The organism is Clavibacter michiganensis, from assembly GCF_016907085.1.
Taxonomy (GTDB): Bacteria; Actinomycetota; Actinomycetes; order Actinomycetales; family Microbacteriaceae; genus Clavibacter; species Clavibacter michiganensis_O.
The window spans coordinates 45,079-58,217 of record NZ_JAFBBJ010000001.1; the positions used below are offsets into that span (position 1 = coordinate 45,079).

Sequence of the window (13,139 nt, forward strand, 5' to 3'; positions counted from 1 at the left end):
GGCGCGCCACTAGATCGGCACCTGCACCTGCGCCATGACCCCGCGGAGCACGGCGTCGACGGAGACGCCCTCGAGCTCCGCCTCGGGGCGCAGCGCGATGCGGTGGCGGAGCACCGGCAGCACCATCTCCTGCACGTGGTCGGGCGTCACGGCGTCGAAGCCGCTCAGCCACGCCCACGCGCGGCTCGCGGCGAGCAGGCTCGTGGATCCGCGCGGCGACACCCCGAGCTGCACCGACGGCGAGCGGCGGGTCGCCCGTGCGAGATCGACCATGTACGCGAGCACGTCGGGGCCGACGCGCACCTCGCGCACGGCAGCCTGCGCCCGGCGGAGGCCGTCGGCGTCGAGCACGGGCCGGACGCCCGCGGCCTCGAGGTCGCGCGGGTCGAAGCCCGCCGAGTGCCGGCGGAGCACCTCGACCTCGGCCTCGCGCTCGGGCAGGTCGAGCACGAGCTTCAGCAGGAAGCGGTCGAGCTGCGCCTCGGGCAGCGTGTAGGTGCCCTCGTACTCGACGGGGTTCTGCGTGGCCGCGACGAGGAAGGGATCCGGCAGCGCGTGGCTCTCGCCGTCGACCGTGACCTGCCGCTCCTCCATCGCCTCGAGCAGCGCCGACTGCGTCTTGGGCGGCGTGCGGTTGATCTCGTCGGCCAGCAGGATGCTCGTGAACACCGGCCCGCGGCGGAACGAGAACGCGCCCTCGCGGGAGTCGTAGACGAGGGATCCCGTGATGTCACCCGGCATGAGGTCGGGCGTGAACTGCACGCGCGCGGTGTCGAGGCGGAGGGCCTCGCTGAGCGCCCGGACGAGCAGCGTCTTCGCGACGCCGGGCACGCCCTCGAGGAGGACGTGGCCGCGCGCGAGGAGGGCGATGATCATGCCGGTCACGGCGCCGTCCTGCCCGACGACGGCCTTCCCGACCTCGGTCCGGACGGCGAGCAGGCTGGTGCGGAGGTCGTCGGTCATGGATCCATTCTCCTGGTGGGGTCGGTCGGGTCGGCGGCGCGGGCGACCCGGCGCTCGAGGGCGGCGAGGCGCCCGGCGAGGTCGACGAGGTCGCGGTCGGTGCGGGGGCGGTCGTCGAGGAGCAGGGCGCGGATCCGCGCGGGGTCCTCGAGCAGGGCGGCGGCGGACGCGGCCACGACGTCGTCGACGGTGGCGAGGCGGCCGAGCGCGAGCGTCGAGGCGATCCGGTCGACCGTGCCCACGCGCAGCGCGTCGAGGGCGTGCCCGCGCGCGTCCGCCCGCTGGTAGAGCCGCGCGCGGCCCTCGGCGGTCTCGTCGGCGCGCACCACGACGGGCAGCCGCTCGACCACGAGGGGTCCGAAGCGGCGGCCGCGCCACACGGCGGCGGCGAGGGCGGCGGCGCCCAGCAGCAGGATCGCCGGGGTCACCCACCCGGGCGTCAGCTCGCCGAGCGTGGGCGGCGCGTCGGAGGCGGCGTCGTCGGGCGACGGCGTGTACCAGACGAGCCGCGGCCGCTCGCCGAGCACGCCCAGCGCGAGGGCGGCGGATCCCTGCTCGGCGATGCGGTCGTTCGTGAGGATCGGATCGGCGCCGAGCACGGTCACGGTGCCGTCGGGCGCGAGCGTCGCCGGCACCTGGAGGAGCGCGGACGCGTCGCCGGTGTCGTCGGGGAAGCACGTGACGGCCGCCGCTCTGTCGTCGCCGAGGTACCGGAACACGGGCGCGTCGTCGGGCACGGATCCGGCGGCCCGCGCGGCGGGCAGCGCGCACGCGGCGTCGAGCGCGCGGTCGGCGGACTCGGCCGCGCCGCCCGCCGCCACGTCGGGCGCGATGGCCTGCAGCGTGCGGAAGTCGGGGGCGAGGAGCACCGTGCGCGTTGACAGGCGGCCGACCTCCGCCAGCCGGTCGTCGTCGAGGCGGTCGGACGTGGCGCCGAGCACGAGCGTCGCGTCGTCGCCGTCCCCCACGGCCGCACGCGCCTCCTCGAGCGTCGTGGCGAGCGTGACCTCCACCCCCTGGCCCTCGAGCACGCGGGCGAGCGCCTGCGTGCCCCCGGGCGCGGGGTTGTCGGGGGCGAGCGCGTCGCCCTGGCGCGCGGCGCCGGAGACCGCGAGCGACGCCAGCGCGACGACCACGGCGAGGGCGGCCAGCGCGATCCACGTCCCGGCCCGCCGGAGCGCCTGGCGCGGCGTGCGGGTCTCGGCCGTCGCGACGGCGGCGGCCGGCGCGACCGTCGTGGGCGCGGGCGCGCTCACCGGGGACCCGCGCCCACGGGCTCGTGCAGCACGGGGACGGCCGTGCGGAGGTCGCGGTCGAGCGCGGAGAGCCGGTCGAGCATCTCCTCGGTGCCCGGCCGGCCGAGGTAGCGGACGGCGTCGAAGTCGTCGGCGGCCACGACGAGTCGCGCGGCGTGGGCCGGGTGCGCGGATCCCGCGCGCCGGGCGAACCCGCGGGCGGTGGTGCCCGGATCCACGGCCACGATCGTGCGCTCGGCCTGCTCGCGCGCTATCGCCCGGAAGAGGTCGGACGCGGCCTCCGCCAGGTCGCCCGCCCGACGGGACGCCTCGGCCGCGCGCCGCAGCTCCTCGGCCGAGCGCCGGTCGTCGGATCCGAACAGCCCGTCGCCGCCCGTCGCCGCCCGCCTGCGGTCCCGGCGCGGCGAACCGAACACGAGGAACGCCACCACGACCACCGCGAGCACGAGCACGCCGATCACCACGGGTGCGAGGTCCGCGAGGCCCCCGCCCGCCCCGCCGAGGAGAGAGGCGATCCAGTCGCCCACGGCCTGCGCCGCGAGGTCGAGCGCGTTCGGCCGCGCGGCCTCGTACTCGGGCTTGGCGAGCTCGTCGAGGAGCAGGCGGCGCGCGTCGTCGGCGTCGGGATCCAGCGGCACCGCGGCCGCGCGCGCGGCCGCGGTGAGGAGGGGGGAGCCTGTCACGCGCGTCCCGGACCGGCGGCGCCCGCGGGCGCCGCGTACGGGTCGCGCGCATCCGGCCCGGTGGCCGACGAGGCGCCCGCCGCGCGCTCCTCGGCGAAGCGCGCGAGCTCGAGGTCGAGCCCCTCGCGCCGCATCCGCAGGTCGATGTAGAGGATGGCCGCGTTCGCCGACGTGACGACGGCACCGACGCTGGCCACCACCACGCTCACCACGAGCGTCACCAGCTGCGAGCCGATGTAGAAGACCACGGAGGCGTCGAAGGTCTGGAAGTCGAGCTCCCCGTTCGGGAACAGCACGGTCTGCAGGATGGAGGTCAGGAGCGTCAGCGGCACCGTCACCACGTTCGTGGCCGCGGACACGATCACCGCGGTGAGCAGCAGGATCCCGAGCACGCGCCAGAACGATCCGATCGTGAGCGACCACGACCGCCGGGCCGCCGCCAGAGGCCGGAGCCGCTCGATCACGATGGCGCTCGGCACGAGGGCGAGGCGCGTCGAGACCCAGGCGGAGACGACCACGAGGCCCATCACGCCGAGCACGCCCACGATGATCCCCGCGGCGATGCCCGCGCCGCCGGCGAGCACCAGCAGCGCCACGATCCCGGCGAGCACCGCGAACACGAGCGTCCACGCGGCCGTGAGGGAGAGGCTCCACAGCACGAGGGGCAGGATCCGCGGGCGGGCCAGCCGCCACAGCGCCCGCATCCGCAGCCGCTCGCCCAGCGTGCCGCGCGCCACCTCGCTCGCGACGACGCCCTGGAGGAACGCCGACGCGACGATCGACAGCACGAGCGTGACGATGGCGGCGATGACGACCGCCGCCACGCCCCCGGCGATGAGCGGCCCCTGGTCCGCCTCGCGGGCCGAGAGGATGCGCGTGACGACGAACCCGGTGACGCCGCCGACGATGACGAGGGTCACCACGCCGACGAGCCCCTGGATCAGCAGCGCGCTGCCGACCGTGGCGCCGGGGTTCCGCCGCAGCGTCTGGAAGGAACCGGCGAGGATCGCGCCGAGTCCCAGCGGCCGCAGCGGCAGCAGGCCGGGCTTCGGCGGCGGGGTCCACCCGGGCGCGGCGCCCCAGCCGGGCGGCGGCGGGAACCCGACGCCGGGCGGGGGCGCGGACGGCGGGGCCGGGGGTGAGCCGGGCGCCTGCGGTGCCGCGTGTCCCGCGTCCGACCGCGTGCGATCCGGATCCGGGGACCCTCCCTGACCGGACGGTGCGCCGCCCGGGGCCTGCCAGCTCTGGTCATCGGTCACGCTCGCCAGCCTCCCACAGGCCGCGCGCGAAGTCCCGCGCCGGACGGGCCCGGCCGATGCCGCGGATCCACCGGCTACCCTGGGGGCCTACGAGGACAGGGAACACCTTCAGATGACAGCACGGATCCTGGTGGTCGACGACGACACCGCGCTCGCCGAGATGATCGGCATCGTCCTGCGCACCGAGGGCTTCGAGCCCTCCTTCTGCGGGGACGGCGGCCAAGCGCTCGCCGCGTTCCACGAGGGCAAGCCCGACCTGGTGCTCCTCGACCTCATGCTCCCCGGCCTCGACGGCATCCAGGTGTGCGACCTCATCCGCGCGGAGTCCGGCGTCCCCATCATCATGCTCACGGCGAAGTCCGACACGGCCGACGTCGTCAAGGGCCTCGAGTCCGGAGCCGACGACTACATCGTCAAGCCCTTCAACCCGAAGGAGCTCGTCGCCCGCATCCGCACGCGCCTGCGCCCCGCGGCCGCCGCGTCGCCCGGGCTCCTCCAGGTCGGCGACCTCGTGGTCGACGTCGAGGGCCACGAGGTGCGCCGCGGCGAGGAGCGGATCAACCTGACGCCCCTCGAGTTCGACCTCCTCCACGCGCTCGCCAGCCGGCCGCAGCAGGTCTTCACGCGCGAGATGCTGCTCGAGCAGGTCTGGGGCTACCAGTACAAGGCCGACACGCGCCTCGTCAACGTCCACGTGCAGCGCCTGCGCGCGAAGGTCGAGGACGACCCGGACAACCCGCGCATCGTCATGACCGTCCGCGGCGTCGGCTACCGCGCGGGGGCCGCGGCCTAGCCCCATGCGCCCGCTGCCCGTGTGGCTCGTCGACTGGAGGTCGTGGCCGCGCCGCCTCACCCGGATCTGGTCGGTGTCCCTCCAGTTCCGCACCGTCCTCATCACGGTCGCGCTCTCGGGCGTCACGGTGCTGCTCATCGGGGTGCTCATGACGCAGAGCATCTCGAGCGACCTCTTCCGCCAGCGCCTCGACACCGTCCTGCAGCAGTCGAACAGCGCCACCAGCCGGATGCAGGAGCAGTTCACGTCGTCCGACGCCAGCGACCAGACCGAGCTCGAGCAGCTGCGCACGCAGGTCTTCGACGAGCTCCGCGGCAGCGCCATCAACCTCTCCGACTTCGCCTTCCGCCGCACGCCCGGCACGGAGGCGCGGAACGTGCTGCAGAACGCGTCCACCGCCGACTACGTCGACAGCCTCCTGAGCGCGGACCTCCGTCGCGCGGTCGGCGAGGGCACGGGCACGCAGCAGTGGCAGTCGGTGGCGATCCCGGTGGGCGACCAGGGCGCCACGAGCCCCGGCATCGTCGTCGGCTCGAGCATCGACATCCCGTCGGCCGGCCGCTACGAGCTGTACCTCGTCTACGACCTCGGCGACATCCAGCAGACCCTCGACTTCGTGGCCGGCACGATCCTCCTCGCGTTCCTCTTCCTCATCGTGCTCATCGGGGCGATCGCGTGGCTCGTGGTGCGCCTGGTGGTGGCGCCGATCCGCGTCGCCGCCGACACGAGCCAGAAGCTCGCGGCCGGGCAGCTCGAGGAGCGCCTGCCGGTCAAGGGCGAGGACGTGATCGCGACGCTCGCGCGCTCGTTCAACGGCATGGCCGACTCGCTGCAGTCGCAGATCACGCAGCTCGCCGACCTCTCGCAGCTGCAGCAGCGCTTCGTCTCCGACGTCTCGCACGAGCTGCGCACGCCGCTCACCACGATCCGGCTCGCGGGCGGCGTGCTCTACGACCTCCGCGAGGACTTCAGCCCGCCGGCCGCCCGCAGCGCCGAGCTGCTGCACACGCAGGTGGAGCGGTTCGAGACCCTGCTCGCCGACCTGCTGGAGATCAGCCGCTTCGACGCGGGCGCGGTGGACCTCGTGACCGAGCCGACCAACCTCGTGCGGCTCGTCGAGGACTCGATCGAGGAGTTCGAGGGCCTCGCCGCGCAGAAGGGCTCCGAGCTCCGGCTGGTCGCCCCCGGCGGCTACTTCGACGCCGAGATGGACGCCCGGCGCGTGCGCCGCATCGTCACGAACCTCGTCGGCAACGCCGTCGACCACGGCGAGGGCCGCCCGATCGTCATCACGGTCGACAGCGACCGGGACGCCGTGGCGCTCGCCGTCCGCGACTACGGCGTCGGCATGACGCACGAGGAGATGGGCCACGTCTTCGACCGGTTCTGGCGCGCGGATCCGTCGCGCCAGCGCACCACGGGCGGCACGGGCCTCGGCCTCGCCATCTCGCTGGAGGACACCAACCTGCACCACGGCTGGCTGCAGCTGTGGTCGCGGCCGGGCGAGGGATCCTGCTTCCGCCTGACCCTGCCCCGGCGCCCCGACGTCCCCCTCGACAGCTCGCCCGTCGCGCTGCCGCCCGACGACCCCGCGGACGACCGCGCCGACGAGGAGGACGCCCGTGTCCCCAGCACCTGATCCCCGCCCGCGCCGCGCGCCCCGGCGCTCGGCCCGCGCGGCCTCCGTCGCGCTCGTCGCCGCCTGCGCCGTGCTCCTCTCCGGCTGCGTCTCGATCCCGTCCGGCGGCCCCGTCTCCGAGGGCGACCCCGCCACCGTCACCGACGAGTCCGGCGTCAGCTACCAGCCGGACGGCCCGCAGGCGGGCGACGGCCCCGACGACGTCATCGCCGGGTTCGTCGACGCCGCCACGAGCTCCGCCGACCAGTACGGCGTCGCGCGCCAGTTCCTCTCGTCCGACTTCGCGTCGCGCTGGGATCCGTTCGCGAGCGTCGTCGTCTGGGAGGGCCAGGCGACCACCTCGGAGGAGGTCGACGGCACGTACAGCTACTCCGTCACGACCATCGCCACGGTCGACGGGCAGGGCCACTACCGCGAGGTCGGCAGCGATCAGGAGACCCACCTGTCCTTCCAGCTCGTGCAGGAGCGCGGCGAGTGGCGCATCGCGAAGGCGCCCGACGGCATCGCCCTGCGCTCCACCTACTTCCGCGAGATCTTCAGCGCGCACGCCCTCTACTTCTTCGACCCCACGTTCTCGTTCCTCGTGCCCGACCTCCGGTTCTTCGTCACGCGCGCGTCCCAGAGCGTCAGCACCCGCATCGTGAAGTCGCTCCTCCAGGGCCCGTCGCCGTGGCTGTCCCAGCCCGCGGTCGTCACGGCCTTCCCCGAGGGCACGAGGCTGGCGTCCTCGGCCGTCACGACCGCGGGCGGCACGCCGCAGGTCGACCTCTCGACGGAGGCGCGCGCGGCCGACGGCGTCACGCAGCAGCGGATGAAGCTGCAGCTGCGGCAGAGCCTGTCCAACATCCCGTCGGTGCTCGACGTGCAGATGCTCGTCGACGGCACGCCCCTCACCGTGTCGGACCTCGGCGGCCGCGGCCCGGTCAAGGACCCGCAGGCCGAGTCGCGCCCGCTGGTCCTCGCGCAGGGCCAGTTCGGCTACCTCGGCGGGGGAGAGGTCGCCCCCCTCGGCACGCTCGGCACGCGCGTGGCCGCCCTCGGGGCCGATGCGGCGACCCTCAGCGCGGACGGCCGGCAGGCGGCGGTGCGCAACGCGTCCGGCGTCTGGTCGGTGGGCGACGGCGACCGCGACGCCGTCCTCCTGGACACGCGCCCGGGCCTCGTCGCGCCGTCCCTCGACGCCCAGGGCTACGTCTGGTCGACGCCCGCGTCGGATCCCCGCGGGCTCGTCGCGTGGGGCCCCGACGGCGTCGGCCACCCCGTCACCGTCAGCTGGACCGCCACCGGCCGCGTCGTCTCCCTCGAGGTGGCGCGCGACGGCGCCCGCGTCCTCGTGCAGCTCGAGACGGGCGCCGGGCCGCAGCTGCTCGTCGCGTCGATCGTGCGCGACGACGGCGTCCCGACCTCCCTCACGACGACGCCGCTCGAGCTCCTGGCGTCGCCCGGCACCCCGCTCGACGCGACGTGGGTCGACGAGCTCGACGTCGCCACCCTGACCCTCGCGCCCGACGGCGAGCGCCAGGTGGAGCTGCACCAGGTGGGCGGTCCGTCGAAGGACATGGGGTCGGCGGCCGACGGCGTCTCCATCACGGGCGCGAACGACGAGAGCGGCCTGCGCGTCCTCACGAGCGCGGGCGCCCTGCTCACGCCGCGGGGCAGCACGTGGCAGCAGACGGCCACGGGCGTCTCCTTCGTCGCGACCAAGCGCTGACGCCCTCCACGGATCCGCCGCGCCCGCCGATCCGGGGCCCGGCCCGTGCGACCCTGCGCGCGTGATCCCCGTGCCCGGGCAGCTCGCCCCCTCCCCGTCCTCCCCGTCCTCCCGCCTCCTGCCCGCGCTCCGCTCCGCCCTGCTCGACGCCCTCGCGGTCGTCGCCCCGGTGACCTGCGCCGGGTGCGGCGCCCCGGACCGCGCGGTGTGCCCGGTCTGCCTGGCCGCCATCCCGTGCCCGCCCCTCGTGCGGTCGCTCGCGCTGCCCGCCGTGCCGTCACCCCGCGGTCGCGTGCCCGCGGTCGTCGTGCCGGTCGGCTGCGGGAGCGCGTACGCCCCGCCCTGGCCCCGGCTCCTGTCCGCCCTCAAGGAGGAGGGCCGCACGGACGCCGCGCGCGCGTCGGCGGCCACCCTGATCCGCGCCGTCCGCGCGGCGGTCTCCGCGGCCGAGCGCGAGGCCGGTCCCGCCGCCGCTCCCGCGCGCGCCCTCGACGTGATCCCGGTACCGTCGCCCCCTGCCTCCCTCCGGCGCCGCGGCTACGCGCCCGTCGAGGTCCTGCTCGCCCGCGCCGGCATCGTCCCGCTGCGGGCGCCGGGCGTGACGGGGCTGCGGCGCCACCCGCTCCGCTTCACCCGCCGGCCCGCCGACCAGGCCGGCCTCGGCGTGGCCGCGCGCGCGGCCAACGTCGACGGCTGCCTCGCGGCGCGCGTCGACCTCACCGGCCGCCGCGTCCTCGTGGTCGACGACGTCCTCACCACGGGCGCCACCCTCCGCGAGACCTGCCGTGCCATCCGGAGCGCGGGAGGCGAGGTCGTCGCGTGCGCGGTCCTCACGGCCGTCCCCGGTCGTTCCCTCGGCGCAGCGTCACGCGCACGCTGATCGACCCGTCGCTCCCTGTGCATGTCCGATGCGCCCGCGATCCACCCGCCGGATGCCTCGCGCTGCGAGGAGCCCGAGGTCTAGGCTCGCCCGAAAGGCGTGAAAGTGATCGCCCTCTTCCAGCGGGCGACGCGTCATGATCTGGAGGTACGTCATGGACATCAACATCACCGGCCGCAACGCGGAGATCACCGACCGATTCCGCGTGTACGCCACCGAGAAGGCCGACAAGATCGTCCAGCTCGCCGAGAAGTCCATCTCTCTCGACATCAAGGTCTCGCGGCACAGCGAGAAGTCCGGCGGATCCGCCGGGGACGACCGCGTGGAGATCACGCTCGTGGGCCCCGGCCCCGTCATCCGCGCCGAGAGCAGCGCCGCCGACAAGTTCGCCGCCTTCGACCTCGCCCTCGGCCGCATGCTCGAACGGCTGCGCCGCGCCAAGGACAAGAAGAAGATCCATCGAGGCAACCACCGGCCGGTCTCGCTGCACGAGGCCGCCACCGAGGGCTTCGCGCAGATCGACCTCGACCCGGCCGACGCCGAGCTCATCGAGCGCGTCAACGGGAAGAGCGTCGCACCGGTCGACCAGCCCGTCGACGAGGACGACTACTGCCCCGTGGTCATCCGCACCAAGGTCTTCCCGTCGCAGTCTATGACCGTCGACCAGGCCCTCGAGCACATGGAGCTCGTCGGTCACGACTTCTTCCTCTTCATCGACGCGGAGACCGACCGTCCGAGCGTGGTCTACCGCCGCAAGGGCTGGGACTACGGCGTCATCGGCCTCGCCGAGGGCGAGCAGGAGCTCGCGGGTGCGGGTGCCGGATCGCGGTCCCTGCGCCGCTGACCCGCTCCTCCCGACGAGGCCCCGCACGCTCCGGCGTGCGGGGCCTCGTGCATGACGCCGGGTGCACGGGTCAGCGCGCTCCCGGGATGAGGGCCGGACGAGCCGGTACTATGGCGAAGCTCGTCGGCGGCGACATCCGCGCGCCGTCACGGCGGTCGTCGTCATCCGGCGCCCGCCCATCTACGCAGGGAGACACCGATGGCCTCAGTACTCGAGAAGGTCCTTCGCGTCGGCGAGGGGCGCACGCTCCGCAAGCTGCAGAACTACGCGAAGGCGGTGAACCAGCTCGAGGAGGACTTCACGCACCTCACCGACGAGGAGCTCAAGAACGAGACCGTCGAGCTGCGCGAGCGCCACGCCAACGGCGAGTCCCTCGACGACCTCCTCCCCGAGGCCTTCGCCGCCGTCCGCGAGGCCTCCCGTCGCACGCTCGGCCTCCGCCACTTCGACGTCCAGATCATGGGCGGCGCGGCCCTCCACCTCGGCAACATCGCCGAGATGAAGACCGGCGAGGGCAAGACCCTCGTCGCCACGCTCCCGGCCTACCTCAACGCCATCGCCTCGCGCGGCGTCCACGTCATCACGGTCAACGACTACCTCGCGAGCTACCAGAGCGAGCTCATGGGCCGCGTCTTCCGCGCCCTCGGCATGACCACCGGGGTGATCCTCGCGGGCCAGACCCCGCAGCAGCGCCGCGAGCAGTACGCCGCCGACATCACCTACGGCACGAACAACGAGTTCGGCTTCGACTACCTGCGCGACAACATGGCGTGGCAGGCGTCCGACATGGTCCAGCGCGGCCACTTCTTCGCCGTGGTCGACGAGGTCGACTCCATCCTCATCGACGAGGCCCGCACGCCGCTCATCATCTCGGGCCCCTCCGCGGGCGACGCGAACCGCTGGTTCACGGAGTTCGCGACCGTGGCCAAGCGCCTCGTGCCCGAGGTCGACTACGAGGTCGACGAGAAGAAGCGCACGGTCGGCGTCCTCGAGGCCGGCATCGAGAAGGTCGAGGACCACCTCGGCATCGACAACCTGTACGAGTCGGCGAACACGCCGCTCATCTCCTTCCTCAACAACTCCATCAAGGCCAAGGCCCTGTTCAAGAAGGACAAGGACTACGTCGTCATGAACGGCGAGGTGCTCATCGTCGACGAGCACACGGGCCGCATCCTCATGGGCCGTCGCTACAACGAGGGCATCCACCAGGCCATCGAGGCCAAGGAGGGCGTCGCGGTCAAGGCCGAGAACCAGACCCTCGCCACCGTCACGCTGCAGAACTACTTCCGCCTCTACAAGAAGCTCTCGGGCATGACCGGTACGGCCGAGACCGAGGCCGCCGAGTTCATGAGCACCTACAAGCTCGGCGTCGTCCCGATCCCCACGAACCGGCCCATGCAGCGCAAGGACCAGTCCGACCTCATCTACAAGAACGAGAAGGCGAAGTTCGAGCAGGTCGTCGAGGACATCGCGGAGCGTCACGCGGCGGGCCAGCCCGTCCTCGTCGGCACCACGAGCGTCGAGAAGAGCGAGTACCTCTCCAAGCTCCTCGCGAAGAAGGGCGTCCGCCACGAGGTCCTGAACGCGAAGAACCACGCGCGCGAGGCCGCCATCGTCGCCCAGGCCGGCCGCCTCGGATCCGTCACGGTCGCCACCAACATGGCCGGCCGCGGCACCGACATCATGCTCGGCGGCAACGCGGAGTTCCTCGCGGTCGCCGCGATGAACGCGCGCGGGCTGAGCCCGGTCGAGACCCCGGAGCAGTACGAGACCGAGTGGGACGACGTCTTCGCCCAGGTCAAGGCCGAGGTCGACGAGGAGGCCGCGAAGGTCATCGAGGCCGGCGGCCTCTACGTCCTCGGCACCGAGCGCCACGAGTCGCGCCGCATCGACAACCAGCTCCGCGGCCGGTCCGGCCGTCAGGGCGACCCGGGCGAGAGCCGGTTCTACCTGTCGCTCACCGACGACCTCATGCGCCTGTTCAACAACGGCGCCGCGGCGAGCCTCATGGGCCGCGACAGCGTCCCGGACGACGTGGCCATCGAGTCCAAGGTCGTCAGCCGTGCGATCCGCAGCGCGCAGGGCCAGGTCGAGGCGCGCAACGCCGAGATCCGCAAGAACGTGCTCAAGTACGACGACGTCCTCAACCGCCAGCGCGAGGCCATCTACGGCGACCGGCGCCACATCCTCGAGGGCGATGACCTCCAGGAGCGCTCGCAGCGCTTCCTCGAGACCGTCATCGACGACGTGCTCGACTCGCACATCGGGGAGGGCAACGGCGACGACTGGGACTTCGACGCCCTCTGGACCGAGCTCAAGACGCTGTACCCGATCTCCATCACGATCGACGAGGTCATCACGGAGGCCGGCAGCAAGGGCCGCGTCAACCGCGACTTCGTCCGCCGCGAGATCCTCTCGGACGCGAAGCTCGCCTACTCGAAGCGCGAGGAGCAGCTCGGCGAGGCCGCCATGCGGGAGCTCGAGCGTCGCGTGGTGCTCTCGGTCATCGACCGCCGCTGGCGCGAGCACCTCTACGAGATGGACTACCTGAAGGACGGCATCGGCCTCCGTGCCATGGCGCAGCGCGATCCTCTGGTCGAGTACCAGCGGGAGGGCTTCGCGCTCTTCCAGCAGATGATGGGCGCGATCCGCGAGGAGACCGTCGGCTTCCTGTTCAACCTGGAGGTCGAGGTGCAGGCTCCCGCGGATGCCGAGTCGGTGGGCCCGCGCATCCAGGCGAAGGGCCTCGCGGCGAACCAGGCCACGGCGGACAAGCTCCGCTACACCGCTCCCACGGACGACGGCGGTGTCGAGGTGCGCAACCAGCGCGGCCAGATCGAGAAGGCGGCGACCGCGAAGGCGCAGAAGGACCAGCAGGCGGAGGACGCCGTGCTCGTCGGCGAGGACGAGCCGGAGACCCCGCAGGGTCCGCCTGCCCGCGGTGCCTTCGGCCAGCCGACCGGTGCACCGGCAGCCGCTCCGCAGAACCGCGAGGAGCGCCGCAAGGCCGATCGGCGGAAGTAGGTCGTCCTCGGGCCGACAGGTCGCCTGTCGGCCCGAGGTCTTGGTGGCCTGTCACACGACGAAGGGCACGCCTCCCGCGGGAGGCGC

Annotated in this window: 10 protein-coding genes; 6 read left to right on the top strand and 4 right to left on the bottom strand. The window is 73.6% G+C overall.

Annotated elements, in window-relative coordinates:
• Positions 1-9: 9 nt before the first annotated feature.
• Genes JOE38_RS00180 through JOE38_RS00195 form a run of 4 tightly spaced genes read right to left on the bottom strand, consistent with a single transcriptional unit; the run spans position 10 to position 4,161 of the window.
• Positions 10-963 (bottom strand): AAA family ATPase, encoded by a 954-nt coding sequence (locus JOE38_RS00180; RefSeq protein ID WP_204574342.1) that lies wholly within the window; start codon positions 961-963, stop codon positions 10-12.
• Positions 960-2,219, bottom strand: a complete 1,260-nt coding sequence (locus tag JOE38_RS00185; protein ID WP_204574343.1) for a DUF4350 domain-containing protein — start codon at positions 2,217-2,219, stop codon at positions 960-962. The genes JOE38_RS00180 and JOE38_RS00185 overlap by 4 nt, the downstream gene beginning before the upstream one ends.
• Positions 2,216-2,902, bottom strand: coding sequence for a DUF4129 domain-containing protein (locus tag JOE38_RS00190; protein WP_204574344.1), 687 nt, complete (start codon positions 2,900-2,902; stop codon positions 2,216-2,218). The genes JOE38_RS00185 and JOE38_RS00190 overlap by 4 nt, the downstream gene beginning before the upstream one ends.
• Positions 2,899-4,161, bottom strand: coding sequence for a hypothetical protein (locus JOE38_RS00195; RefSeq protein WP_204574345.1), 1,263 nt, complete (start codon positions 4,159-4,161; stop codon positions 2,899-2,901). Before JOE38_RS00195 ends, JOE38_RS00190 begins: the two co-directional genes overlap by 4 nt.
• Before the next feature lie 112 nt (positions 4,162-4,273).
• Here JOE38_RS00195 and mtrA point away from each other — a divergent pair, with 112 nt between their 5' ends.
• The 6 genes from mtrA to secA all read left to right on the top strand — a co-directional run bounded on the left by mtrA (position 4,274) and on the right by secA (position 13,052).
• Positions 4,274-4,954, top strand: a complete 681-nt coding sequence (mtrA, locus tag JOE38_RS00200; RefSeq protein ID WP_119403025.1) for an MtrAB system response regulator MtrA — start codon at positions 4,274-4,276, stop codon at positions 4,952-4,954.
• A gap of 4 nt (positions 4,955-4,958) precedes the next feature.
• Positions 4,959-6,593, top strand: coding sequence for an MtrAB system histidine kinase MtrB (gene mtrB / locus JOE38_RS00205; RefSeq protein WP_012037736.1), 1,635 nt, complete (start codon positions 4,959-4,961; stop codon positions 6,591-6,593).
• Entirely contained in the window at positions 6,577-8,304 is a 1,728-nt protein-coding gene (gene lpqB, locus JOE38_RS00210; protein WP_204574346.1) for a lipoprotein LpqB, read from the top strand. The genes mtrB and lpqB overlap by 17 nt, the downstream gene beginning before the upstream one ends.
• Positions 8,305-8,365: 61 nt before the next feature.
• On the top strand, positions 8,366-9,184 hold the full coding sequence (locus JOE38_RS00215) for a ComF family protein (RefSeq protein ID WP_204574347.1): 819 nt from the start codon (positions 8,366-8,368) through the stop codon (positions 9,182-9,184).
• Positions 9,185-9,338: 154 nt separating this feature from the next.
• Positions 9,339-10,028 carry a ribosome hibernation-promoting factor, HPF/YfiA family gene (gene hpf / locus JOE38_RS00220; protein WP_204574348.1) on the top strand — a complete coding sequence of 230 codons (690 nt, stop codon included), beginning with the start codon at positions 9,339-9,341 and terminating at the stop codon, positions 10,026-10,028.
• Between the two features lie 198 nt (positions 10,029-10,226).
• The gene (gene secA, locus JOE38_RS00225; protein WP_204574349.1) at positions 10,227-13,052 is read left to right on the top strand and encodes a preprotein translocase subunit SecA; all 2,826 of its coding nucleotides are present in this window, start codon (positions 10,227-10,229) and stop codon (positions 13,050-13,052) included.
• The last annotated feature ends 87 nt before the right edge of the window (positions 13,053-13,139 follow it).